21 protein-coding genes and 1 tRNA gene are annotated in these 25,432 nt (G+C 66.0%); 14 read left to right on the top strand and 8 right to left on the bottom strand.

Going from position 1 to position 25,432, the window contains the following annotated elements:
- The 3 genes from egtB to egtD are packed head-to-tail and all read left to right on the top strand — an operon-like array spanning position 1 to position 3,003.
- Positions 1 to 1,308 carry an ergothioneine biosynthesis protein EgtB gene (gene egtB / locus ACFWB0_RS10760; RefSeq protein WP_378490453.1) on the top strand — a complete coding sequence of 436 codons (1,308 nt, stop codon included), beginning with the start codon at positions 1 to 3 and terminating at the stop codon, positions 1,306 to 1,308.
- Complete coding sequence (gene egtC, locus ACFWB0_RS10755; protein ID WP_378490431.1) at positions 1,301 to 2,050, top strand: ergothioneine biosynthesis protein EgtC; 750 nt, start codon at positions 1,301 to 1,303, stop codon at positions 2,048 to 2,050. The genes egtB and egtC overlap by 8 nt, the downstream gene beginning before the upstream one ends.
- A complete protein-coding gene (gene egtD / locus ACFWB0_RS10750) occupies positions 2,047 to 3,003 on the top strand; it encodes an L-histidine N(alpha)-methyltransferase (RefSeq protein ID WP_378490430.1) in 957 nt (318 codons plus the stop codon). Before egtC ends, egtD begins: the two co-directional genes overlap by 4 nt.
- Before the next feature lie 95 nt (positions 3,004 to 3,098).
- Here the strand turns inward: egtD and ACFWB0_RS10745 are convergent, their stop codons facing one another.
- From ACFWB0_RS10745 to ACFWB0_RS10735, 3 genes are all read right to left on the bottom strand, one after another.
- Entirely contained in the window at positions 3,099 to 4,871 is a 1,773-nt protein-coding gene (locus ACFWB0_RS10745) for a GMC family oxidoreductase N-terminal domain-containing protein (RefSeq protein WP_378490452.1), read from the bottom strand.
- Positions 4,872 to 4,873: 2 nt separating this feature from the next.
- Positions 4,874 to 5,548: a twin-arginine translocation signal domain-containing protein gene (locus tag ACFWB0_RS10740; protein ID WP_378490429.1), complete on the bottom strand. Its 675-nt coding sequence runs from the start codon at positions 5,546 to 5,548 to the stop codon at positions 4,874 to 4,876.
- Between the two features lie 354 nt (positions 5,549 to 5,902).
- Entirely contained in the window at positions 5,903 to 8,173 is a 2,271-nt protein-coding gene (locus ACFWB0_RS10735) for a LuxR C-terminal-related transcriptional regulator (protein ID WP_378490428.1), read from the bottom strand.
- 208 nt (positions 8,174 to 8,381) lie between these two features.
- Between ACFWB0_RS10735 and ACFWB0_RS10730 the strand changes: the two genes are divergently transcribed.
- The 3 genes from ACFWB0_RS10730 (at position 8,382) to ACFWB0_RS10720 (ending at position 12,242) form a co-directional block, all read left to right on the top strand.
- On the top strand, positions 8,382 to 10,037 hold the full coding sequence (locus ACFWB0_RS10730; protein WP_378490427.1) for a flavin-containing monooxygenase: 1,656 nt from the start codon (positions 8,382 to 8,384) through the stop codon (positions 10,035 to 10,037).
- A gap of 36 nt (positions 10,038 to 10,073) precedes the next feature.
- A complete protein-coding gene (locus tag ACFWB0_RS10725) occupies positions 10,074 to 11,033 on the top strand; it encodes an alpha/beta hydrolase (RefSeq protein WP_378490426.1) in 960 nt (319 codons plus the stop codon).
- A 144-nt stretch (positions 11,034 to 11,177) separates the two neighbouring features.
- Positions 11,178 to 12,242: a hypothetical protein gene (locus ACFWB0_RS10720; protein ID WP_378490425.1), complete on the top strand. Its 1,065-nt coding sequence runs from the start codon at positions 11,178 to 11,180 to the stop codon at positions 12,240 to 12,242.
- A gap of 82 nt (positions 12,243 to 12,324) precedes the next feature.
- Here the strand turns inward: ACFWB0_RS10720 and ACFWB0_RS10715 are convergent, their stop codons facing one another.
- From ACFWB0_RS10715 to ACFWB0_RS10695, 5 genes are all read right to left on the bottom strand, one after another.
- Complete coding sequence (locus ACFWB0_RS10715) at positions 12,325 to 12,990, bottom strand: hypothetical protein (RefSeq protein WP_378490424.1); 666 nt, start codon at positions 12,988 to 12,990, stop codon at positions 12,325 to 12,327.
- Between the two features lie 191 nt (positions 12,991 to 13,181).
- Positions 13,182 to 13,811, bottom strand: a complete 630-nt coding sequence (locus ACFWB0_RS10710) for a DUF2461 domain-containing protein (protein WP_378490423.1) — start codon at positions 13,809 to 13,811, stop codon at positions 13,182 to 13,184.
- A gap of 29 nt (positions 13,812 to 13,840) precedes the next feature.
- Positions 13,841 to 14,818, bottom strand: a complete 978-nt coding sequence (locus tag ACFWB0_RS10705; protein WP_378490422.1) for a ribose-phosphate diphosphokinase — start codon at positions 14,816 to 14,818, stop codon at positions 13,841 to 13,843.
- Positions 14,815 to 16,293 (bottom strand): bifunctional UDP-N-acetylglucosamine diphosphorylase/glucosamine-1-phosphate N-acetyltransferase GlmU, encoded by a 1,479-nt coding sequence (gene glmU / locus ACFWB0_RS10700; RefSeq protein ID WP_378490421.1) that lies wholly within the window; start codon positions 16,291 to 16,293, stop codon positions 14,815 to 14,817. Before glmU ends, ACFWB0_RS10705 begins: the two co-directional genes overlap by 4 nt.
- Positions 16,294 to 16,375: 82 nt before the next feature.
- Positions 16,376 to 16,447, bottom strand: a tRNA-Gln gene (locus tag ACFWB0_RS10695).
- 208 nt (positions 16,448 to 16,655) lie between these two features.
- On the opposite strand from ACFWB0_RS10695, the gene ACFWB0_RS10690 reads away from it, so the two are divergent.
- From ACFWB0_RS10690 to ACFWB0_RS10655, 8 genes are all read left to right on the top strand, one after another.
- A complete protein-coding gene (locus ACFWB0_RS10690; protein WP_378490451.1) occupies positions 16,656 to 17,249 on the top strand; it encodes a TetR/AcrR family transcriptional regulator in 594 nt (197 codons plus the stop codon).
- Between the two features lie 211 nt (positions 17,250 to 17,460).
- On the top strand, positions 17,461 to 18,099 hold the full coding sequence (locus ACFWB0_RS10685) for a ScbR family autoregulator-binding transcription factor (protein ID WP_378490420.1): 639 nt from the start codon (positions 17,461 to 17,463) through the stop codon (positions 18,097 to 18,099).
- 9 nt (positions 18,100 to 18,108) lie between these two features.
- The gene (locus ACFWB0_RS10680) at positions 18,109 to 18,438 is read left to right on the top strand and encodes an excisionase family DNA-binding protein (RefSeq protein ID WP_378490419.1); all 330 of its coding nucleotides are present in this window, start codon (positions 18,109 to 18,111) and stop codon (positions 18,436 to 18,438) included.
- 25 nt (positions 18,439 to 18,463) lie between these two features.
- Positions 18,464 to 19,066 (top strand): PIN domain-containing protein, encoded by a 603-nt coding sequence (locus ACFWB0_RS10675; RefSeq protein WP_378490418.1) that lies wholly within the window; start codon positions 18,464 to 18,466, stop codon positions 19,064 to 19,066.
- An 83-nt stretch (positions 19,067 to 19,149) separates the two neighbouring features.
- Positions 19,150 to 22,806: a transcription-repair coupling factor gene (gene mfd, locus ACFWB0_RS10670; RefSeq protein WP_378490417.1), complete on the top strand. Its 3,657-nt coding sequence runs from the start codon at positions 19,150 to 19,152 to the stop codon at positions 22,804 to 22,806.
- On the top strand, positions 22,775 to 23,494 hold the full coding sequence (locus tag ACFWB0_RS10665) for a MazG family protein (protein WP_378490416.1): 720 nt from the start codon (positions 22,775 to 22,777) through the stop codon (positions 23,492 to 23,494). Before mfd ends, ACFWB0_RS10665 begins: the two co-directional genes overlap by 32 nt.
- A 221-nt stretch (positions 23,495 to 23,715) precedes the next feature.
- Positions 23,716 to 24,609: a glycosyltransferase family 2 protein gene (locus ACFWB0_RS10660; protein WP_378490415.1), complete on the top strand. Its 894-nt coding sequence runs from the start codon at positions 23,716 to 23,718 to the stop codon at positions 24,607 to 24,609.
- Between the two features lie 3 nt (positions 24,610 to 24,612).
- Positions 24,613 to 25,392 carry an NAD-dependent epimerase/dehydratase family protein gene (locus ACFWB0_RS10655; protein ID WP_378490414.1) on the top strand — a complete coding sequence of 260 codons (780 nt, stop codon included), beginning with the start codon at positions 24,613 to 24,615 and terminating at the stop codon, positions 25,390 to 25,392.
- Positions 25,393 to 25,432: the final 40 nt, after the last annotated feature.

The raw sequence follows: 25,432 nt of genomic DNA, 5'->3' as shown, positions 1-25,432 counted from the left end.
ATGCTGCGGGACCGCCTCGAACGCGATCTCCAACGCGCTCGTGCTCGGACATGCGCGCTGACGGATATCGCAGATACCGAACTGACTCGGCAGCATTCACCGCTGATGAGTCCTCTCGTGTGGGATCTCGCGCACATCGCTAATCAGGAGGAACGCTGGCTGCTGCGTGAAGTCGCGGGCGGCGGGCCGGTGCGCGAGGGGATCGATGAACTCTACGATGCGTTCCTGCATCCCCGCGCGAGCAGAACCGAGCTTCCGCTGCTCGATCCCGACGGGGCGCGTCGGTACGCGGACGAGGTGCGCGAACTGTCGTGGAAGGTTCTGCAAGACAGCAACTTCGACTCCGAGCTCACTCGCGACGGTTTCGTCTTCTCGATGATGGCGCAGCACGAGCAGCAGCACGACGAAACGATGCTCGCGACCCACCAGTTGCGTGTGGGTCCTCCCGTGCTCGACGCCCCGGAGGCGCCACATGCCGCGACTCCGCCGGAGCATGGTCGAGTGTTGGTCCCGGCGGGAGAGTTCGAGATGGGCACCTCGACCGACCCGGGGGCGCTCGACAACGAGAAACCCGCGCGCCGGGTGTATGTGCCCGCTTTTCTGCTCGAGACGGTGCCCGTGACCAACCGGCGCTTCGCCGGATTCATCGACGACGGCGGCTACCGGCGCCGCGACCTGTGGAGCGACGCGGGGTGGGCGCACCGCTGCGACGCGGACCTCGAAGCACCTCAGTTCTGGCGTCGCGACACCGAGGGTCGTTGGTGGCGGCGCAGTTTCGGTCGTGAGATACCCGTGCATCCGGACGAACCCGTCGTGCACGTGTGCTTCCACGAGGCCGACGCGTTCGCGCGCTGGGCCGGAGCGCGCCTTCCCAGCGAGGCAGAATGGGAAAAGGCCGCACGGTGGGATCCCGAGACAGGACGCAGCCGGCGGTACCCGTGGGGAGACGACGACCCCGATCCGGAGCACGCCAATCTCGGCCAGCGCCACCTCGGTCCGGCTGCGGTGGGCGCCTACCCGGCGGGGGTATCACCGCTCGGCGTGCATCAGTTGATCGGTGACGTGTGGGAGTGGACGTCGTCGCGCTTCGAGCCCTACCCGGGATTTCGTGCGTTCCCGTACAGGGAGTACTCGGAAGTGTTCTTCGGCGGCGACTTCCGTGTGCTCCGCGGTGGTTCCTTCGGGACCGACCAAGTTGCCTGTCGCGGTACATTCCGGAACTGGGATCATCCGATCCGCCGCCAGATCTTCGCCGGTTTCCGTCTTGCACACGATGCGCCGGAGTCGGACGAGGCGCCGGATGTGTAGACACCTGGGGTACCTCGGCCCGGACGAGTCGGTGGCGTCCCTGCTCGCCGACGGCCCGAATTCGCTTGTGCGGCAATCGTGGGCACCGACCGACATGCGCGGCGGTGGCACCGTCAACGCCGACGGCTTCGGGGTGGCCTGGTGGTCGGACCTCGGTGTTCTCGGCCGTTACCGCTCGCCGCAACCGGTCTGGGCCGACCCGTTCGTTACCGAGGGGCTGCCGACGATCAGATCCGAAGCCGTGATGATCGCGCTCCGTTCCGCAACGGTGGGAATGCCGGTGGAACGTTCTGCCAGCGCACCGTTTTCGGATGGCCGGTGGGCTTTCAGCTTCAACGGGGTGGTACGCGGATGGCCGGGTTCGCTCGTCGAACTCGCGGAGAATCTCCCGGTGTCCGAACTCCTCGAACTCGACTCACCCACCGATTCTGCTGCGCTGTGGATGCTGTTGCGCTCGCGACTGCGTTCGGCGGAACCGGAGCCCGCGTTGATCTCGCTCGTCCACGACATCGTCACACGGTCGCCGGAGTCCCGACTGAACCTGTTGCTGTGCAACGGATCTGGGTTGTGGGCGACCGCGTGGTATCACTCGTTGTGGACGCTCGTGGACGAGAATGTCGCCATTGTGAGTTCGGAACCGTTCGACGACGACCAACGCTGGCAGCAGGTCCCCGACAAGCACCTCGTCCATGCGATACCCGGCAAGCTCGTCGTCACTCCACTGGAGGTGTCCGCTACGTGACCATCGACGTGTTCATCACGCCCGAAGAGTTGGACGAGACGCTGCGCGCTGATGCGCGCAGTGGGCTCACGTCCACTCCCAAACGCTTGTCGCCGACGTGGCTGTACGACGAGCGGGGAAGCGAGTTGTTCGACAGGATCACGTCGCTACCCGAGTATTACCCCACCCGAACAGAATTCGCGTTGCTGCAGAAACACGCCGCGGACATCGCGGAAGCGGCGAAACCCGAGATGCTGGTGGAGCTCGGGTCGGGCTCGTCGGAGAAGACCCGGGTGCTGCTCGACGCGCTGGAACCGTACATCCATACGTATGTTCCGCAGGACGTGTCCGAGCCGGCACTGAGCGCGGCGGTGCGTCGCCTGTCTGCCGAGTATCCGGACCTGGCGGTGCGCGGCGTGGTCAGCGATTTCACCGGTTCTCTCGAGCACCTGCCTGCGGGCGGACACCGCATGGTCGCGTTTCTCGGCGGTACGATCGGCAACTTCGCGCCCGGCGAGCGCGCCGAATTCCTGTCGAACCTCGGGACGATCCTGAACACCGGCGAATGGCTGGTGCTCGGTGCCGGTCTCGTCGTCGACCTCGATGTCCTCATCCCGGCGTACGACGATGCTGCCGGGGTGACAGCCGAATTCGACCGCAACGTGCTGCGCGTGCTGAACCGTCGGCTCGACGCCGATTTCGATCCCGACAAGTTCGTGCACCGCGCTGTGTGGGACGCCGAGAACGAATGGATCGAGATGCGACTCGAAGCGACAGAGGCGATGACGGTGCACGTCCGAGATCTCGATCTGGAACTGACCTTCGCTGCGGGGGAACAGATGTGCACGGAGATCTCCGCGAAGTTCCGGTTGGCGGGCATCGGGAAGGAGCTCGACGAGGCGGGATTCACCGTCCGGCACGAATGGGTCGATCCGGACGGGAGATTCGCGCTGTTCGCTGCATCCCGGCGGTAGCGTCGAATCAAGGAGAGTTTCCTCCTGTCGTGCGGGTTTCCGTTGACTCACGACCCACGGAAACCCGGACAACCTGAGGAAAGTCGCTTTCGCGTCTACAACCCTCGCGCCACCACCGCATGCGTGACGCGGTCGTCGATCGACGAGACCGGGTCCTCGCGTCCCACCCACCTCTCACCACCGAAGTACGTCTCGACGATGTTCTCGGCGGTGCGTGTCGCGAGGGCCTGCGTCGTCAGGGTCGGGTTGGGGCCGCCCAGGCTGTTCGGGAGCGCCGAGTTGTCGGCGATGTAGAGACGCTTGACCCACCGGGCTTCCCCCGACGCATCCAGCACGGAGTTCTCTTCGCGAGAACCCATTCTCATGCTCGACTGTGCATGCAGGATCAACGGCGGCCAGTCGCAGCGGTGCACCGACTTCGCACCCGCCGCGCGCATCAACTCGATGGCCTTGCGGGTGCAGTACTCCCGGTTGCGCCGGGTGCGGTCGGACCTCGTGCGGTGCTGCATCGTCACGCGCGGAACCACTCCGTGCTCGTCGGCAGGTAGTAGACCGGGCACGCTCACGCGGTTGCCGGGTTCGACGTCGTCGTCGGTGATCACGAGTGCGCCGAGGACACGGTCGGCATCGGAGAGTGTGCTCAGCAGATCGCGACCGACCAGTCGGCCGAGGCTGTCGGCTCCCGCAGTATCGACCACACCACCCGCGCGACCGTAGCCGTGGATCCCCGAGTCGCTGTAGCCCAGCGAGTACGCCAGCAGCGCCGGCGGCATGCCCACCTGCTCGATCGCACCGTATCCGGGAAGGTCGACACGCGCATTCGAGCCGGCACCACGGGTTTCGCCGGTGTACTCGTCGAATACGCCGAACACCGCATCCATGTGGTGGTCGGTCAGGCCGCGTCCGACCCACTCGTGTGGGTCGGGTAGTTCCGAGTTGAGCCACAGGCGCGGCGATTCGATTGCTCCCGCAGCCAATACGACGATCGGAGCTTCCGCTTCGTGCTCCTCACCGTCCGCCGTCAGGAATCGGACGCCGTGCGCCACCGTCTCCCCGGAGACCTCGTGGACGAGGATCTTCGTGACCGCGGCGTCGGTCACGAGAGTGACGGGCCTGCCGTGCGGTGACCACGCGTCGGCGGTGAGCATCATCGGCACGTACGAGTTGTCCGTGGATCTTCGGGCCTTGAGATTCCGCGGCGCACCCAGCGGCAGAGAACAGCCCTGATAGCAATGCCCGCACATCGTGCAGCCGCGAGCCTGCGGATGATGCAGCAGCGCGGGGTCGCGGGTGCGTCCGGCGGTACCGCCGGGCTGCAGGATCGCGTTCTGCTGCGCGCGATGCGCCGGGCCGGTGGTATCGAGCGACGTCTGGTGGGGGAGACCCATCGCTGCCGCGCCGCGCAGAAAGATTTTCTCCTTCGTGCCCATGGGCGCGGTCTGCACGGGCAGTGTCGCCTCGACCCACTCGTAGTAGCGGCGCAGTTCGTCGTACCCGAAGGGGAACAGGTGCTCGGTGTCGTACATGTCGCGGTCGGCGCCGTCGTAACCCTCGAACACACCGGGCATCGCGCGGGGCGAGTTGCCGAAGTAGTGGAGCGTCGCGCCGCCCACACCGGAGACCTGCCACACGAACGAATTCTGTGGGAGGTCGCGCAGCCACGGCCCTTTCGACCGGTCGCCGGGACCTTCGCGGAGGAACCCGGTGATCGGGTTGTTGGCGTCGTTCTCGAAGTGCGTCCACTGGTTCTCGGGGTCGTCGAAGCGTGGCCCGGATTCGATCACCAGCACGTCGAGACCCCGTGCGGCGAGTTCCTTCGCGACGACCGGCCCGCCGCCTCCGGCGCCGATCACGATCACATCGGTCAACGTCACCCCTCCGCTCGATCGACGCCACCGTAGTAGCCCTGGAACTCGTCCCACCCGTCGCTGACGCCTTCGTAGCCCGACAGCTCCCAGCCCACCGGACGTCCGGTGAGTTCACGGCGTTCGAGATCGAACGCGGAGACCTCCGAGTAGGCGACGAACGCGGCCAGCGTGGGGATGGCATTGACCGCGTACTCGATGGGGCGACCCGGGAATTGCGGCTCGGTGTCGAGCAATTCGAACACGTGCGCTTTGACGTCGTAGGACAGATTCGCGAACGGTGACGCGAACGGCCCCGCGACGGACGCGGGATCGGCAGTGACCGCGAAGAGATCGACGAGCGCCGCGATCGCGGCAGAGCCCGTGACGTCGATGCCGAGATCTCCGAGAAGCGGGATGGGAACTGCCAGGTCGAACGTGCGCTCGAGCGTCTGGGCGGTGCCCGGTGTGACGCCGCCCGGTGACTCGGTCGCCACACCCTGGTGCTGCGAGTACGGGTCGCTTCCAGGGACGACGAACGCCAGGATTCCGTTGATCGTGTCGCGGACGGAAGGGTTCGACTGCGCAGGCTGTGCCGCCGCTTCACCGCTGAACGACCAGGCCACGCTGGTCAGTGCCGCGCCGGTCGCCGCAACACCCGTAAGGAATCGTCGTCGACTCCACAGTGCATTCGTCTCCACGCCCCACCCTTCTCGGTCCGGGCGAAGCTTACGGAAGTTCCCCGCGGATCTCCGGGAACGGCGCGTCCACCCGGCCCGGTTGCACAGCGGCGCCTCGACACGGAAACTTCGGAACCACGACGTCCCGCCCCCACCCTCTTGCTCATGGCGGTCGCGACCGGATGCTGCCACCCAGCACTCCCACCGTTCGACCACGAGAGTTACGGCGCGACCCTCCGGTTGCTCGTCACGCTCGTGCGGAGGTATCCGCGGCTTCGCACCCGGCAACCACCGCGTTCGGCGTCGTCGTGCTCATCGCCTCGTTGGGTGCGCTCGCCGCTGGCGGGTCGTCGCTGTGGTGGTTCGGCATGAGGCTCAGCCGTTGTGAGCCGTCACCCAGGTCGCGATCCGTGTCCGGGACGTGACGCCGAGTTTTGCGAGGATTCGCTCGACATGCCCGTCGACGGTGCGGGGAGAGATGACGAGTTTGTCGGCGACGGCGCGGTTGCTCATGCCGTCTGCGACGAGCCGGGCGATCTCGAATTCTCGTTTGGTCAACGGCGAGGTGTCCTGGACCACCCGGACTGGCAGCGACGGCTGCTCACCCAGGGCGAACGACACGGCCTGGGTGATGGTCATGCCTTCCGGTGGGGATGACAGCTTGTCGAACGTACTGTCGCCGAGGGAATTCCGGGCCGCGTCACGGGCGGCATGCGAATCGTCGGTCGTGTGCGGGCCGAACGCGCCCACGGTGGTGCCCAGTCGTGTCCACACGACTGCGGCGACCCCGAACAACCGTGCGGACAGCTCGGCGTCGGCGCGGGCGACCGCGGCCCACGCAAGGACCTCAATGGACAGAGCCGTGCAGATCTTGTCCTTGTAATGCTGCTGGATGCGCAGAGCTTGCTGAGAAGCATCCACTGCAGCGGTGGTGTCACCCCGGTGGACGTGCACGAGCGCGGACACCCACAGCGCATAGGCGTGGTTCCATTTCTCCCCGTATCGATCTGCCAGTTCGAACACCCGGGAGCAGGTGGCCAGTGCTTCGTCGTGGAGGCCTTCGTAGCACTGCGCCATCGCGAACTGGAACTCGGCGGTGAGCACCGACGCGGTGTCGTCGTTGTCGCGGTGCACCGCGATTGCGGCGTGGAAGAGGGTGATCGCGTGCGCGGTGTGCCCGCTGAACAATTCGTGCAGACCCCGCCAATGGTCGGCATGCGCGCGAAGCGTGACGTCGCCGAGTGCGGTGGCGAGAGAGCTGCATTCGGCGAGGTAGCGATGGGCTGCGTCGCGGTCGCCCTGGATGAGCGCGATCCACGCGGCCACCCACAGTGCATCGCCACGCTCACGCACCGGATCGGCCAGATGGTCCAGAACCTGCTCGACGCGGCGCCGACCGTACGACAGGTAGCCACCTGCAATCCAGTGATAGCGCAATGCGACCGCGAATTCCGCTGCGACGGGTACCTCGCCGGCCGTGCGGAGAGACCAGTCGAGGGCGGCCATGAGGTTGGCGTGGTCGCCTCGCAGCTGCGCCAGAAGCCCGGATTGGTCCGGGCCGCACCAATGTCGGACGGACGTCGACGCGAGAGCAGCGAAGTGGTCGCGGTGCCGAAGGCAGAGGATGTCGGTGTCGCCGGCTGCCTCGAGCAGTTCGCTTCCATACTCCCGCACGGTCATGAGCTGGTTGTAGCGAACCGGATCCGATGACCGGTCCACAATCACGAGGGACTTCGCGATCAGCCGGTCCAGCAGGTCGAGGACGTCGCCCGAACGGATGTCGCCGAACCCGCACACGGCCTCCGCAGCGTCGAGATCGAACCCGCCTGCGAAAACCGACAATCGTGCCCACAGCGAGCGCTCTGGGCCGGAACACAATTCGTAGCTCCAATCGACGAGCGCACGCAACGTCTGCTGGCGAGGCAGTGCGCTCCGATCGCCGCCGGTGAGCAGGGCGAAACGCCGGTCGAGCCGTTCGACGAGCTGAGCGGGAGAGAGCGAGCGCAACTTCGCGGCGGCGAGCTCGATTGCCAGCGGAATACCGTCGAGTCTTCGGCACAGCTGAACCACTGCAATGACATTGGCGTCGGTGAGCTCGAAATCGGATACCGTGCTGCGGGCTCGCTCGACGAGCAGGGACACGGCTTCGAAGTGAGCGACCTCGGCTGCACGGTAGTGCTCCGAATGCTCCGGTAGGGAGAGCGGCGGCAGATCGTAGATCTGCTCACCGGCGATGCGCAGTGGCTCACGGCTCGTCGTGACGATCCGGATCTCGGGAGCAGCCGCGAGGATGGCGGCGACAAGTTCGACGACGGGCGAGAGCAGATGTTCGCAATTGTCGATGACGATGAGCATCTGCCGTCCGCGCACCCGGTCGGTGAGCTTGTCGACCACCGGTTTGCTCGATTGGTCCGTCACCCCCAGGGCCGCAGCTGCGGCAGCCGCGACCGCCCCCGGATCGCCTACGGGTGCCAGGTCGATCCACGCAGGTGCATCGCGGAAGACACGCCCGGTGCGGTCGACGAGTTCCTCGGCGAACCGCGTTTTACCCACACCTCCGGGGCCGACCAACGAGACGAGCCGAGACTGCTGCAGGCATGAGCGTGCAGCGTCGAGTTCGTGTCGACGCCCGACGAAGCTCGTCATGGACCTACCGGCCATGGATCGAGGAGGGGATGTGTGCGAAGGCAGCGCGGACTCCTGGGTGTTCTCGGGGACGCCGCCGAACATACCCCACTCGTTGTGACGGGTAACACAGGTAGCGAAGGGGGTAATTCACCCCGTGTCCGGGGGGTGTGATGCGCGTCATGGTTGTTCTCGACCTTCTCCACTGCGATTCACGAGGAGCCACGCTATGCCTTTCCCCCGTTCCACGACCCCCGATGTCGACGTCATCGTGGTGGGCGCCGGCTTCACCGGGCTGTACGCCCTGCACAAGTTCCGCGACCTGATGGGCCTGTCGACCAGGGTTTTCGATGCTGCAGGCGACGTCGGCGGGACGTGGTACTGGAACCGATACCCCGGTGCTCGCGTCGACATCGAGTCGGTGCACTACTCGTACTCCTTCTCGGAGGAACTCCAGCAGGAATGGCATTGGAGCGAGAAGTTCGCTGCACAACCCGAGATCCTCGAGTACCTGAATCACGTCGCGGACCGATTCGACCTCCGCAAGGACATCACGTTCGAGACCCGCATCGAGTCGGTGGTGTGGGACGACGATGCCCGCTTCTGGACGGTGACCACGCACACCGGGGAGACCGTGACCGGCCGGTACTTCATCTCGGGTGCAGGCAACCTGTCGGTGCCGAAGACACCGGAGTTCCCGGGCATCGACGCATTCGCAGGCGAGACCTACCTGACGGGCAATTGGCCGCACGGAGGCGTCGACTTCACCGGTAAGCGGGTAGGCATCATCGGTACGGGCTCGAGTGGCATCCAGGCCATCACGGAGATCGCAAAGGAAGCCGGGCACCTCACCGTGTTCCAGCGGACCCCGAACTACGCGACCCCGATCGGCAACGCCCCGACGGACGAGACAGAGATGGCCCAGGTCAAGGCCAACTACAAGGAGTTGCGCGACGCCGCGCGCAAGCACTTCCTCGGTGTGCCGTACGACCAGGTGCAGGATTCGGCACTCGAGGTCTCCGCGCACGAGCGACGCCGAGTGTTCGACGAGCGCTGGGACGCCGGCGGCTTCCGGCTGTTCATCGACAGCTTCCGCGACATCCTGTTCGACAAGGAAGCCAACGACACGGTGTCGGAGTACATCCGTGAGCGCATCCACGAGCGGGTGAACGACCCCGAGGTCGCGAAGCTCCTCGCACCGGTGACCTACCCGTACGCGACGAAGCGGCCCCCGCTCGAGACGAACTACTACGAGACGTACAACCGTGACAACGTGACACTCGTCGACGTCAAGAACGCACCGATCGAGGAAATCACCACTTCGGGCGTGTGTACCGGCGGCATCGAGCACGAACTCGACGTGATCGTCCTGGCCACCGGATTCGATGCGATGACCGGCCCGCTGCTGGCAATGGGCATCGTCGGACGCGACGGGCTGAAGCTCGAAGACAAGTTCGCGGACGGTCCTCACACGTATCTGGGCCTGATGATGCACGACTTCCCGAACCTGTTCCTGATCACCGGGCCGCAGTCCCCGTCGGTGCTCTACAACATGCCGTTGGCGATCGAGGACCACGTGGACTTCGCAGCGGAGTCCATCGAGTACCTCCGGGGCCGAGACCTCGACACGATCGAACCGGTCGCGGACGCGGAGAACGCGTGGGTCGAACACTGCGCGGAACTCGCGAACTCGACGTTGATGCCGAACACCGACTCCTGGTACATGGGCGCGAATATTCCGGGCAAACCCCGAGTGTGCCTCGTGTATCTCGGTGGCGCGCCGACCTACCGGGCCAAGTGCGCCGAGGTGATCGAACGCGGCTACGAGGGATTCACTCTCGTCGGCGCCGACACAGGCGCGAAGCGCGTCTCGCTCGCGTCCTGATCCGACCTACCCACACCTACACATCGAGGGATTCCCATGGCTCTGGACGACCACGTAGCCCAGCTCATCGAGACACTGAACTCTCAGGGGTTCACCTCGTTCGAACAGCTCTCCGTCGAGCAGGCACGCGCAGTGATCGACACCTTCACCGGACTTCAGGCTCCCGCGCAGGACGTCGCGCGGGTCGTGAACCTCACCTACCCGGGAGGCGGCGGTGACCTGCCGGTGCGGATCTATGTTCCCGCGGCGGCAGGACCGGTGCCCGAGACGCCGTTGCCCGTGGTGCTCTACTTCCACGGCGGCGGCTTCATCGGAGGGAGCATCGACGTCGCCGACGAACCCTGCCGTGCGGTCGCCAACGGCGCGGGAGCCATCGTGGTGTCCGCCGAGTACCGATTGGCACCCGAACACCGATTCCCTGCCGCGCCCGACGACGCCTACGCGGCACTGAACTGGGTTGCCGCGCACATCGCGGACTTCGGCGGCGACCCGGACAACATCGTGATCGCCGGCGACAGCGCCGGTGGCAACCTCGCGGCCGTGACGGCGCTGCGCGCCCGAAACGAGGCAGGGCCGAGTCTGCGTGGGCAGGTGCTGATCTATCCGGTGATCGACCCGAGCGCGGAATTCCCGTCGACCCGCGAATACGCGGAGGGCTACGTCATCACGAAGCGGGGACTCGACTGGTTCTGGATGCAGTATCTGGACGTGCCCGGCGACGCGAGCAACCCGTACGCAGTACCGTCCCGCGCCGGTGATTCGAGTGGCCTTCCTCCGGCGCTCGTGCTCACCAACGAGTACGAGGTCGGGCGAGACGAGGCCGAGGACTATGCGGCCAGGTTGGAGGCCGCGGGCGTCGACGCGACCGTTCGCCGATTCGACGGGCTCGTGCACGGTGTGTTCTGGATGTCGGGGGCGGTGCCTCGGAGCAGCGAGGTTCTTGCTGCCGTCTGTGATTACATCGGCTCGATCACCGCGCCCAGCGCCGTGCAGTGAACGGCCGGCTCGGCGCGCGACATGTTGCGCGCCGAGCGCAGCCGATTCGTCGGAAGTGCCGTACGTTGGTGTCGTCGGCCTTGACGATCGGTTGACGTTTCTTTGGGAAAGTCGGTGGTCGGCGTGCGGGGAGGCACACGGTCGATGGCGGTTGCCGTCGTCGCGTCTGTTGTCGTGCCGTCCGCTCTCACGGGATGCGCGACCGTCATGGCAGGAACACCGACCGAGACCCCGTCCGCTCCCGTCGAGTACCTCGCCCCCAACACGCACAGTCGTTCGATCCTCCCGGCCGACAAGATGCTGCTCGAGGTTGCAGAGAGACTGCGTCGGCTCGACCCGTGCGGGCTGCTACCGGAAAAGGTGATTGCCGGGTACGGCGAAGTGCGTCAACTCGGGCCGCAAGTCGCACTCGACACCTGCACGGCCGTCGTACATCCGTCCGGGGGAGCGAAGCACGACGAACTGAACGTCACCATCGACCTGTCGCCTGCACCGACCACGGAGGGCGGACTCGACAGGTCGTTCGGCGACACCGAGGTCTATCGGACCACTACAGCGCGCGACAACTCCGCAGGCTGCACGTTGAGATTCGCGCTGGACATCCCCGTCACCGTGACCGCCGACGCGGTTCCACCCGCGCGGTTCGCCACGATCGAGGCCACGCAGTACCGCTCCGACGAATCGACAGGCAACGTGGTGCCGGTGTGCGATGTGGCAGCGGACGTCCTTTCGGTGACGCTGGCGCGGGTGCCGTCGTTGCCGGCACGACCGACCAGCGGTCCGGGCAGAATCCGGCTGGCAGCGGCCGATCCGTGCGAGATCGTCGGCAGCTTCGCACCGGAAGATCTGGTCGGATGGCAGATCGACAGTGATCCGTACCGTTGTGTCCTCACACCGCAAGCAGAGGGCACCGCGCCGCAGATGTGGAGCATCCACTACGGACTCGAGCCCGAATTCGTGCCCACCGAAGGCGACGACACCCGCGAGGTGATGTTCGACGGCCTGACATTGCACATTCGCGAATCCGGCGATTCCTGCCGGATCTCGGCGCCGGTCGAATCGGTGATCGACACCAATCGGCCCGGAGCGGAACGCCACAACTGGTCGGGTGGACGCAACGTTCCGGCGGTCGTCCTGACCAGTGACACCCCGAACTGCGATGAACTGGTCCCGCTCACGGTCGAAATCGCCGATGGCGCTCTGACCTGACGGCTCGCCGTCGTGGTCGGCCGGCCGGGTGCGGCCTCGGGCCTGTGATCGAAAAGTGCCCGAGATGGCCGCGGCGGTGCTCCTACTTCGCGGCGCTCAGCCGAGCCTTCTCCAACGCGGCGAGAGTGCGCAGCACGGTCGCCTTCTGCTTCTCGAGATCGCTGCGGCGAGCGCGGGCCGCCAGACCGGACTGCTCGGCGACCAGGGTGAGCTGCGCATCGATCGCGGAGAGCTGATCGAGCAATGCGAGTGCACGGCTCTGGATCTCGTCGAGGTCGACGCTCGTAGTGGCTGCAGCTGCAGCGGAGGTGCGACGGGAAGCCGACGGCGCCGAGTTCGAGGAGCGCGACGTGGAGCTCGACTTCGTGGCAGCGGGCTTGTCCGCGATGATGGCTGCAGCGCGGGGGCGGAGGGCCTTACGGACGAGCGCGGGGTCCGGCTGCACGTCGAGACGAATGTCGTTGAGTGCGCGGCGCGCATCGCGTGCGGCGACCCGGTGGTCGTATTCTTCCTCGTCTTCGGACTGCAGGGTTCCGCCGATGGGACGCAGGCCGTAGGTGCCCATGAAACGCCGGGCCTCGTCGATCACAGATTCGTGTCCGCGGCAAGTGGCGCAACGAGGTTCGTTTCGGAACTCTTCTACCGAGTCGGTGTCGCCGCACCACACGCAGGCGCCGGGAGACCACCTTCGCGCAATCCGATTTGTCGGGGTTTCCAGTGAGGCCTCGAGAATCTGCGCGTCGATCACGAGGAGCCACCCTAGGTCAAACGACCCGGTCTCCGCTGCCCGGGGTCTGATTCGACCTGCGACGTTCCACGGCGGCGTGATGAAGATCATCGATGTACGTGCGGTGACGGCCGTGTGACGTGAGTGTGACGACAAACCATTGCGCTGCACGGCATTTGCAAACCGAACGGTTTGATCGGCCGCGAAGCCGGTCACGTCACCATGGCAGCCGTGAGCCATTCGACGAGTGGGCGGACTTCCCGCCACGAACCTCGTACCTCGTCGAGGGTGCGAGCGGTGTCGAGCCACGGCGGCGACACCTCGGTGCGGCCGGCATGCAGTGTCTTGTGCCGCAGCAGGCCGATGCGCGGATGATCCGCCGAGAACCCTCGCGGACGGGTCTTCAGTTGCTCGCCATCGATCTCATAGCCGGCGCGTGTCATGCGGCGCACGATCTTGTCGAGTTCGGGGCCGCGACGCTCGTGATCGATCGCAGAGCGGAGCCCGGCGAGCTGAGCGGACGTCGCGGCATAGGATCCGCCGGCGATGCGTAGCCCCGCAGCGTTGATCTCGACGTAGAACCCGATACCCGGCCCGGTGGCGACGTAGCCACCCTGATGGGTTTTGTACGGGAGTTTGTCCTTGCTGAACCGGACGTCTCGATACGGACGGAACGCCTTGCCGTCACCGAACTCGTCTCCGAGTTCGCTGAGCAGGGCAAGCATCGGGCCGCGCACGCAGTCGTCGTAGACGGCCTTGTGCGCGGCCCAGAATGCTTTGCTGTTGTCGGCCTCGAGATCCTCGTAGAAGTCGAGTGCCGCGACGGGAAATCCTGTGAACATCCCGTCAGTCTGCCTTGCGGTGGAACCGGTCAGGCGACGCCGTTGAAGAGCGACGTGACGGAGCCGTTCTCGAACACCTCGCGGATCGTCTGCGCGAGCAGCGGCGCGATGGTGAGCACGGTGAGCGACTCGAACTGCTTCTCCGGGGGAATCGGCAGCGTGTTGGTGACGATGACCTCCTGCGCGCCGCATGCGGCGAGGCGCTCGGCGGCCGGGTCGGAGAGCACGCCGTGCGTGGCGGCGATGATGACATCGCCTGCGCCGGCCTCGCGCAGGATCTTGACAGCGCCGGCGATGGTGCCGCCGGTGTCGATCATGTCGTCGATCAGAATGCAGGTGCGGCCCTCGACCTCACCGACCACGCGGTTCGACTTCACCTGGTTCGGCACCAGCGGGTCGCGGGTCTTGTGGATGAACGCGAGGGGAGCGCCGCCGAGAGTGTCGGCCCATTTCTCCGCGACACGCACGCGACCCGAGTCGGGGGAGACGACGGCGATGTTGTCGACGCCGTACTTGCCGCGGATGTACTCGGCGAGCTGACCCTGCGCGTGCATGTGGTCGACCGGGCCGTCGAAGAAGCCCTGGATCTGGTCGGTGTGCAGGTCGACCGTGATGATGCGGTCGGCGCCTGCGGTCTTGAGCAGATCGGCGATGAGGCGGGCCGAGATGGGCTCGCGTCCGCGGTGCTTCTTGTCCTGACGGGCGTAGGGGTAGAACGGCAGGATCGCGGTGATGCGCTTGGCGGAACCACGCTTGAGCGCGTCGATCATGATGAGCTGTTCCATGACCCACTCGTTGAGCGGGAACGGGTGGCTCTGCAACACGAATGCGTCGGAACCGCGGACCGACTCCTCGAAACGGACGAAGGTCTCGCCGTTGGCGAAGTCGCGGGCGGTTTGCGGGGTGAGGGGGACGCCGAGTTCCTTAGCGACCTGCTCTGCCAGCTCGGGATGTGCCCGGCCGGAGAAGAGCATCAAGTTCTTCTGGTTGTCGATCCAATTGGTCACTGGTCCTGGCCGTCCTTCTGACGCTCGTGATCTTGCTCTGCTTGCTGTGCTTGCGATGCTGCCTCGGCAGCGGCGGTCCCAGCGCGGTTTCGCTGGACCCACCCCTCAATATTGCGCTGTGGCGCACCCGACACCGCCAGTGCCCCCGGCGGAACGTCGCGGCGCAGCACCGTCCCGGCACCCGTGTAGGCCCCGTCACCGACGTTCACCGGCGCCACGAACATCGTGTCGGAACCCGTGCGGACATGCGATCCCACCACCGTGCGGTACTTCTCGACACCGTCGTAGTTCACGAACACGCTCGAGGCGCCGATGTTGGAATGTTCACCGATCTCGGCGTCGCCGACATAGGTGAGGTGGGGGACTTTCGAATGGGCGCCGATCTGCGCGTTCTTGGTCTCGACGAACCCGCCGAGCTTGCCGTGCGCACCGAGCTCGGTGCCGGGGCGCAGGTAGCTGAACGGCCCTACGGTCGCGTACGCGCCGATCGTCGCGCCCGAGCCGTGTGTGCGGACCACGGATGCCCCCGCGCCCACCTGCACATCGGTGAGTGTGGTGTCGGGGCCGATCTCGGCGTCTTCGGCGATCGCAGTACGGCCGAGGAGTTGGACACCGGGATGCAGCGTCACATCGGGGGCGAGGACGACCTCGACGTCCACCCACGTTGTCGACGGGTCGAGCACGGTCACGCCCTCGCGCATCCAGCGCTCGAGGAGACGCCGGTTGAGTTCGGAGGTCAACGCGGCGAGCTGCACACGGTCGTTGACGCCGGCGACGCGCATCGCGTCATCGGTGTGCACGGCACGGACGACGTCGCCGCGGCCACGGGCGATGCCGATCACGTCGGTCAGGTACAGCTCGCCTTGAGCGTTGTCGGTGCTCAGCTCGCCGAGCGATGTTCGCAGCCGGGCGGCGTCGAATGCGTACACACCGGAGTTGACCTCGGTGATGGCGCGTTCGGCAGCGGTCGCGTCCTTTTCCTCGACGATCGAGGCGACGTCTCCGTCGGTGGTGCGCACGATGCGTCCGTAGCCGGTGGGTTCGGTCACCGTCGTAGTGAGGACGGTGACCGCTGCGGGCTCGGGATCGGCGTGGGTCTCGAGAAGCTCACCGATGGTGTCGGCATCCAGCAGCGGCACGTCGGCCGCAGTGACGACGATGGTGCCGGTGAAGTCCTCGGGGAGTTGCGTCAGACCGCACTGGACGGCGTGACCGGTGCCGTTCTGGGCGTCCTGGACCGCGATGGTGACGGTGCGTCCGAGCTCTTTCGCGAGGTCGGCGACGGCTTCCTCGACACGTTCGCGTTCGTGGCCGACCACCACGACGAGGTGCGCAGGGTCGACGGCGGAGGCGGCGTGCAGAGAATGCGAGAGCATCGAGCGGCCGCCGAGTGTGTGCAGGACCTTCGGGGTCTTGGATCGCATTCGCGTTCCCGCTCCAGCGGCCAGGACGATCATCGCGGTCTGCACTTGCATGTAGCTCCCTCGGCGCGGCGTGCGTGCGGACGCCCCGACGACGTGCGCACTGGAGCTCGACGGCTCCGGCAAATGTCCCCCGCTCCGCCGCCAGGACTCGAACCTGAACTATCTGAACCAAAATCAGAGGTGCTGCCGATTACACCACGGCGGACTACGACACCCCCGGGCATCGATCCCCGGGCGTGCGCCCCCGATCCTTGCACGAGACGGAACGGAGGTCGAATGTGGGGCCCGATATCGCGGGTGTAGCTAGGGTGGTCGGAACAAGCCGGACAACGGTGCCGGTGTGGTGCCGTGGGAGAAGGAGTCAGGTGTCGCGATCATCGCAACCTTCCGCCGAACGCACTCCGCGCATCCGTATGACCGGCACCCAGCGGCGTGAGCAACTGATCGAGATCGGTCGTGCCCTGTTCGCCGAACGTGGGTACGAAGGGGCGTCGATAGAGGAGATAGCGCAGCGGGCGCAGGTGTCCAAGCCGGTGGTGTACGAGCACTTCGGAGGTAAGGAAGGCCTGTACGCCGTGGTCGTGGATCGGGAGATGACGATCCTGATGTCGATGGTCACCGAATCCCTGACACGTAACCGGTCGCGGGTTCGTGTCGAGCGTGCCGCCCTCGCATTGCTCACCTACGTCGAGGAGCGCACCGACGGTTTCCGCATCCTGGTGCGCGACTCGCCGATGGCGGCCGAGGAAGGTACCTACTCGAGTCTGCTCAACGAGGCCATGCGCCAGGTCGGGCAGTTGCTCGCCGGCGACTTCTCACGACGGGGGCTGAATCCCGAGCTCGCGCCTTTGTACGCGCAGGCGCTGGTGGGCATGGTCGCGACGACGGCGACGTGGTGGCTCGACGAGCGGACGCCCTCGAAGGAAGTGGTGGCCGCGCATCTGGTCAATCTGTGCTGGAACGGTTTGACTCGCCTCGAAGCCGATCCGGCGCTGGGAACCGACTGAATCGTCGACGACCTTCATGGGTTCACCGGATCGTGTCGTTTTCGGGACGGCACGTCACCTGCATACAGTCTGTCTGGAGGTGCTACGGTAGGCGAGCTGTCGTCTATTCGGGTGACTTCCGGTCAGGTATGAGGTAGAAGGCTCTCTTTCGTACCGCCTCCCGGGTTTGGCGGCACAACTGACGTGGTCGTTGGACGAGGGAGGCGGCGGGATGGCGCGCCAGGTTCGGGCGGAAGCAACGCGTGAGGCCGTACTCGGTGGAGCGGCGGAAGTCTTCGTGCGACTCGGCTACGCCAATGCGAGTCTCAACGAGATCATCGACGAGGCGGGTGTCACCAAAGGTGCGCTCTACTTCCATTTCGGCTCCAAGGAAGAACTTGCTCGCGGTGTGATCGATTCCGGCTGCGAACGATTCGCCGCCGCCGCGCTCAGTAAGATGGAACAGCGCGCCCCCGCACTCGAAACTGCCATCGAAGTGTCCGTCCTCAACGCCAGCCTGTCCGAGTCCGATCGGATCGTGCGGGCGATGTTCCGGCTGCTCGTGGAGATCGGTGACTACCACGGAAACGAGGTCGCACCGTTCGGCTCGTGGTTCACTTCCATGCTGGACCTCATGCAGCGCGCACACGACGAGGGCGATCTGGAACCCTCCATCGACGTCGATGCGCTGTCCTTCCTCCTCCTGCAGTCGCTGATCGGGGCACGCACCGTGTCCGCTGCGCTCGGCAGAACCGACCAGCTGATCGAGCAGATCGAATCGATGTGGTCGATCCTGCTGCCCGCGCTCGTACCCGCAGACAAACTCGGTTACTTCCGTCAGTTCGTGTCGCGGCGGTTGCGCGTCTCGTAAGGTCGCGCTGTGAACTTCGGACCCTTCGACGCGAAGCAGGCGCCGAGCGCACTCGCGCGCGCCATCGACGACCTCGGACCCACCGTCGCGATCACCTTCTCGGCGGTGCCGGCACTGCTGACCGTCAGGCAGGCGGCGGATGTCCTCGGTAGCTCACGGCATCATGTCGCACAGCTGATCGACACCGGTGCCCTGCCCGCAGAATTCCACGGACTGCACCGCCGGGTGTCGCGTACCGATGTACTGGCCATCGCCGACAGGCAGAGCCGGATCCGCACCGAGGTGCTCGACAGTCTTGCCGAACTGTCACGCCGCGAAGGTCTGTACGACGAGTTCTGACGATTCCGAGAAAAGGGGGACGCGCGTGCCGGTTCGGGTTGTCTTGGGGGCAACCGCATTGGTCCGACCACGAGTTCGCGACATCGCGTTGGCTTTCGCCGAAGACGGTCACTGCCAACCCTTCTGGAGCGACGGCATCATCGCGGAGGTGGACCGCCGGTTGCCGGCGGATCTGTCGCGCGCGACACGGGATTACCTGTTCGCCGAACTCGAGCGTGCATTCCCCGAGGCGCGGGTGACATGGCCGGCGACCGTGCTGCGGGAGGTTCCGTATGTCGTCGACCCCGCGGAGACGCACATGATGTCGGTGGCGTTGCTCTCCCACGCGGACGCCGTGGTCACGCAGACCCCCTCGCTGGCCGCGGCCCTCGAACGGGTCGACGTCGAACCGTGGACCGTCGACGCATTCGTCACCTTCGTTCTCGACGCGGCTCCCGAGGCAGCACAGCGCACTTTGCTTGCTGTGGTGCGCCGCCGATGGCTGCCACCGCATCCCGACGCCTCCGAGGGCGACGGCCCCACTGATGCCGAGCTGCTCGGACGGCTCTCGGAATGGGCGGGGCGGGCACTCGGTGCCAGCAGTGCCGGCCTCCTCGCCGCCTATGCCGACGAGGCGCGGTTCCGGTAGCTCTATGCCCTGGCCGTCCACACGTGTCGCCCCCACGGCATAGACTCGTCACGGTCTTCGTCTCACACTCAGGAGCGCTTTCCTTGTCCGCTGTGTCCCCGGCCGCCACCCCTCTGTCCGGATTGGCGCGGATCGCGCTGGCCGACGACCAGTTCCGCAAGGTCGCCGAACTCGCCGGTTCCGCCGAACAAACGCTGGTCGCGCCGCCTGCGGCACGTCCGTTCGTCGCCGCGGCCCTCGCCGAGAAGGCGCCACTACTCGTCGTCACCGCCACCGGTCGCGAGGCCGACGACCTCACCGCCGAACTCGCGGAGATGCTCGGTGAGTCCGCGGTGCAGTTCCCGTCGTGGGAGACGCTGCCGCACGAGCGCCTGTCGCCGAGCGCCGACACCGTGGGTAAGCGACTCCAGGTGTTGCGTCGGCTGGCGCGACCCGACGACGGCGAACTCGGTTCCGAACTGCGCGTCATCGTCGCGACCGTGCGCTCGCTCGTGCAGCCCATGGCGCCCGGCCTCGGTGAGATCGAGCCGGTCACCCTGCGGGTAGGCTCCGAACACAACTTCGACACGCTCGTCGAGCGGCTCGTCGAACTCGCTTATGCGCGCGTCGACATGGTGGGTAAACGCGGTGAGTTCGCCGTCCGCGGCGGCATCCTCGACGTCTTTCCACCCACCGCCGACCATCCCGTCCGTGTCGAATTCTGGGGCGACGAGGTCACCGAGCTGCGACCGTTCTCCGTAGCTGATCAGCGGTCGATCCTCGACGTCGAGGTCGCGACCGTCATCGCCACTCCCTGCCGGGAACTGTTGCTCACCGAGGCCGTCAAGGAACGGGCGGCGCAGCTTGCGAAGGACAACCCGGCCGACGCCTCGCTCGTCGAGATGCTCGACAAGATGTCCGGCGGCATTCCCGTCGAGGGCATGGAGGCGCTCCTGCCCGTCCTGCAGCCCGGCGAGCTGCAGTTGCTCACCGACGTCCTGCCGTCCGGCACGCACGTATTGCTGTGCGATCCGGAGAAGGTGCGCACCCGCGCGACCGATCTGATGCGCACCGGCCAGGAATTCCTCGAGGCATCGTGGACGGCCGCGTCGATCGGCGGCGCCGCACCTCTGGACGCTAGCAACCTCAAGGGTATCGACGGCAAACCGATGGACCTCGCGGCATCGTCGTACCGGTCTCTGCGGCAGGTCCGCGAAACCGCCCAGGCGAACGGCACACCGTGGTGGACGCTGTCGCCACTCGCCTCGGGAGCCGACACCGAAACGGTGCTCGACGTGCAGTCGGCCCCCGAGGTGCGCGGATCCGAGGAACTACTGTCCATGCTGTTCGTGAACCTGCGCGCACATGTCACCACCGGTGGGCGCGCCGCGATCGTCGTTGCAGGCACCGGCACCGGGCTACGCATCCTCGAGCGGCTGAAGGAGAACGAGGTTCCCGCGGCCAAGCTCGAACCCGGAGCCGAGCCCGTCCGCGGGCAGGTCGGGGTCATCAAGGGTGCGCTCCACGAGGGGCTCGTGCTCGCAGGCAACGGCGACAATCAGGTCCCCGGGGTGGTGCTGGTCACCGAAGCCGATCTCACGGGCAACCGCGTCACCGCAGCGGAAGGCCGCAAGACCCCGGTCAAGCGCCGCAACCAGGTCGATCCGCTGGCACTCACCGCCGGCGATTACGTGGTGCACGACCAACACGGCATCGGCCGCTTCGTGGAGATGGTCGAACGCACCATCGGCGGCGCCCGACGCGAATACCTCGTGATCGAGTACGCCGCGAGCAAACGCGGCCAGCCCGGCGACCGATTGTTCGTCCCGATGGAATCGCTCGATCAGCTCTCCCGCTATGTCGGCGGCGAGTTGCCCGCCATCAGCAAGCTCGGCGGATCCGACTGGGCCAACACGAAACGTAAAGCGCGCAAGGCAGTTCGGGAGATCGCCGGCGAGCTGGTACGGCTGTACGCGGCGCGTCAGGCCTCGCCCGGTCATCAGTTCGGCCCCGACACCCCGTGGCAGAAGGAGATGGAGGACGCCTTCCCCTTCACCGAGACGCAGGACCAGCTCACGGTCATCTCCGAGGTCAAGAACGACATGGAGAAGGCTGTGCCGATGGACCGCGTCGTCATCGGCGACGTCGGCTACGGCAAGACCGAGATCGCCGTGCGTGCCGCATTCAAGGCCGTGCAGGACGGCAAGCAGGTCGCGGTGCTGGTGCCCACGACTCTACTCGCGCAGCAGCACCTCCAGACATTTACCGAGCGGATGGCGGCGTTCCCCGTGGTGGTGAAGGGTTTGAGCCGCTTCACCGACTCGGGCGACTCCAAAGAGATCCTCGCGGGTATGGCCGAGGGTGAGGTCGACATCGTGGTGGGCACCCACCGTCTGCTGCAGACCGGTGTGCGGTGGAAGGATCTCGGCCTGGTCATCGTCGACGAGGAGCAACGATTCGGCGTCGAACACAAGGAGCACATCAAGGCGCTTCGCACCCACGTCGACGTGCTCACCATGTCTGCCACTCCGATCCCGCGCACGCTCGAGATGAGTATGGCGGGGATCCGTGAGATGTCGACGATCCTCACTCCGCCGGAGGAGCGGCACCCGATCCTCACGTATGTGGGCGGGTACGCCGACAAGCAGGTGGCCGCGGCCATCCGCCGCGAGCTGCTGCGCGACGGCCAGGTGTTCTACGTGCACAACCGGGTGAGTTCGATCGAGAAGGCCGCCAAGAAGATTCGCGAACTCGTACCCGAGGCACGTGTCGTGGTGGCGCACGGGCAGATGAACGAGGACATCCTCGAGAAGACCGTGCAGGGATTCTGGGAACGCGAATTCGACGTGCTGGTGTGTACGACGATCGTCGAGACCGGTCTCGACATCTCCAATGCCAACACCCTGATCGTCGAGCGTGCCGACGCGCTCGGCCTGTCGCAGCTGCATCAGCTGCGCGGCCGCGTGGGACGTTCCCGCGAGCGCGGCTACGCATACTTCCTCTACCCGCCCGAGAAGCCGCTCACCGAAACGGCCTACGACCGGCTCGCGACGATCTCGCAGAACTCCGACCTCGGTGCCGGTATGGCAGTCGCGATGAAGGACCTCGAGATCCGCGGCGCCGGAAACGTGCTCGGTGCCGAACAGTCCGGACACGTCGCAGGCGTGGGCTTCGACCTGTACGTGCGGCTCGTCGGTGAAGCGGTCGAGGCGTTCCGTGCCGCCGCCGACGGCACACCGGTCACCACGGACGAGGCGCCGAAAGAGGTGCGGGTCGATCTTCCCGTCGACGCGCACATCCCCGCCGATTACGTCACCTCCGACCGCCTGCGGCTCGAGGCGTACCGGAAGCTCGCCGCCGCCACCGACGACTCGGCGATCAGCGCGGTCATCGACGAACTCGTCGACCGCTACGGTCCGCTACCCGAGGAGGTGCGCAGGCTCGTCTCGGTCGCGAAGTTGCGGTTGCTCGCGCGTGTGTACGGACTCGAGGAAGTGGCGGTCACCGGTACGCAGTTGAAGATTTCGCCGATGGAGCTTCCCGACTCGAAGCAGATGCGACTCAAGCGTCTGTACCCGACGGCGCAGTACCGCGCCACGAGCGGCACCGTGCAGTTGCCGCTACCGCGGACCGGTGGGATCGCATCCGATCGCGTGCGTGACGTCGAACTTCTCCAGTTCATCGCCGATTTCCTCCTCGCGATGGATGGGAAGCCCCAGGGTTCGGTGGATGTGCGTGTCGAGGCCGGGGCGCAGGTCTGAGCGAGCGATGACGGACACGGGAGACGCGCTGAGCCGAGCCGCCGAGGTGATGGACCGCCTCTGGTCCTTCGGGGGCTGGGAAGTCACCCAGACGCACGAGAGCCTGCGGCGCTACCTGGTCGAGGAGACCTACGAAGTTCTCGATGCCATCGACTCCGGTGATCCAGACTCTCTGCGTGAAGAACTCGGAGACCTGTTGTTGCAGGTGTTGTTCCACTCGAGGATCGCCGAGGCTGCGGGCCAGTTCACCGTCGACGATGTGGCGGCGACGCTGGTGGCGAAGCTGGCTGCGCGTAGCCCGCACCTGACCAACGGGCACACCGGTCCGCTCGATGTCGCCGAACAGGAGGCGGCGTGGGAGGCGGCGAAGGCGGTCGAGAAAGCGCGACCGTCCTGCCTCGACGGCATCGCCATGGCGCAACCGGCATTGGCATTGGCCGACAAGGTGCTCGAGCGGGCGCGACGGGCGGGCCTGCCCGACGATCTCGTGCCGGATGGTTTTAGGTGCGTTCGCGTAGGCGAATCCGGCGACACGGAGTCGTCGTTTCGCAGCGCCGTGCTGGAATTCGCCGCGGCGATCCGTGCGGCCGAGGAGTCGGCGGCGGGCGGTGTCGATCGGGGCGCTCCTGGTGTCGGTCCCGGGTTCGGCCTCGATGCGGAGGCGTGGCGTCGCCACTGGCATCGCTGAGTTCGAGGCCTGTCGACCTCGGGGTCGTCCAGCTTGAGAAACGCAAGGATTATTTCTCGGGATGAAACAAACCCAAATACTGTTTTATGGCTTACTATCGTACGCACGACAGGTTAATCACCGGGAGAGGCAAACTCCGGTATACGAATGTCGGGTTCGGACCAGCGGAATTTGCCACACGCGCCTACGTGCGCCGTGCCCAGAGCAGATCGGAGTCCAGCATGACCCAGGTACGCCCGCCCAATGGGCTCGTGGCCGGAGCATCACCAGAGCGGATGGTCGACCCAACCGAACATTTCCGGCCGGGGAGACCCACGCGAACCCCCGACGACATTGCCGACAGTGCACGCCTCGATCGGGTCGGCACCACCGTCCCCGCACAGAAGCCCACCGTCAGTCTGATCATCCCGGTCAGGAACGAAGGGCGGAACATCGCCTGGGTGCTCGAGCAGGTTGCCGACGAGATCAGTGAGATCATCCTGGTCGACGGGAACTCGACCGACTCGACGCTCATCACCGCCAACAGCTGCCGGCCGGACATCAAGGTCGTGCCCCAGGAAGGCACCGGCAAGGGCAGCGCGCTCAGGACCGGGTTCCTGGCCGCCACCGGCGACATCATCGTGATGATGGATGCAGACGGAAGCATGGCGCCCCAAGAGATTCGGCACTATCTGCACTTCCTCAACAACGGATACGACTTCGTCAAGGGTTCGCGGTTCATCGTCGGTGGCGGTTCGCTCGACATCACACCCTTCCGCCGGCTCGGAAATCGCTTCCTGCTGACCGTCTTCAATACTCTCTACGACGCCGAACTCACCGACCTGTGTTACGGCTTCTGCGCGTTCCATCGCCGCTACCTGGAGCTGTTGTCTCTCTCTGCACCGGGTTTCGAGATCGAGGCGGAAATGGTGGTGCACGCGATGCAGGGTGGATTGCGGGTCGTGGAGGTGCCGAGCCTGGAAATGCCCCGGCGGTCCGGAAAATCGAATCTCCACGCGGTCCGTGACGGTATCAGGGTGCTGCGCACCGTCCTCCGCGGGCACGATTCCGGGATGTCCGGCTACCTCGCACAGGCCCTGTCCCACGGCGGCGCCCCCGAGCTCGCGAAAGAATGAACCGTGCGGACACTGGTCACCGGTGCTGCAGGGTTCATCGGGTCCGCTCTGGTCGATAGACTCCTCGACGAGGGGCATCACGTGGTCGGAGTCGACGATCTCAGTTCGGGCACCACCGCAAATCTCGAACGTGCCATGTTCCGAAGAGATCCGAGCCTGGGTCGATTCAGCTTGGTGCAGCGTGGTATTCAGAGCCCCGAACTGGTCGACGTTGTGGCCGGAGTCAACCCTGAAGTCATCTTCCATCTCGCCGCGCAGACCGACCCCGCCGTGTCGTCGTCCGATCCGCAACTCGATGCCCGCATCAACGTGCTCGGCACCATCAATCTCTGCGAAGCAAGTCGGCGGGTCGGCATACGCAGAATCGTCTACGCGACATCGAGCAGTCCTCGGTGCAGTACCACGAGACTCGTATCCGAGGTGGAGAACTCGTGGGCCACTCCGCGATCGCCCTACGAGGCGGCGAAACTCGCCGGTGAACTCTATCTCGGTGCATACGCGGAGATGTACGGTCTGGCACCGATCTGCCTGGCGCTCGCAGACGTCTACGACCCCCGCGAGGAAGACGGTGTGCAAGTGGATTTCACCCGGGACCGTATCTGCATCGACGATGCCGTCGAGGCCTTCGTCCGTGCCGGCCGCGCCCCCGTCTCGATCACAGGCACCTACTACATCGGAACCGGTCGGACCCGGGAGATTGCCGCGGATGTGGGACGGGACCTCGGGTGGACCGCAGCGGTCGACCTGTCCACGGAGGGAGAGGGAGTCCGTCGTGCTTCGTGACACCGCAGAGCGCCTCCGCACGACAATAAGGGCGCCGCGA

The sequence above is a fragment of the Rhodococcus sp. NPDC060086 genome (assembly GCF_042730275.1).
Taxonomy (GTDB): Bacteria; Actinomycetota; Actinomycetes; order Mycobacteriales; family Mycobacteriaceae; genus Rhodococcus.
The sequence above is the reverse complement of the archived record's forward strand: the minus strand, read 5'-3'. Positions and strand labels throughout refer to the sequence as shown.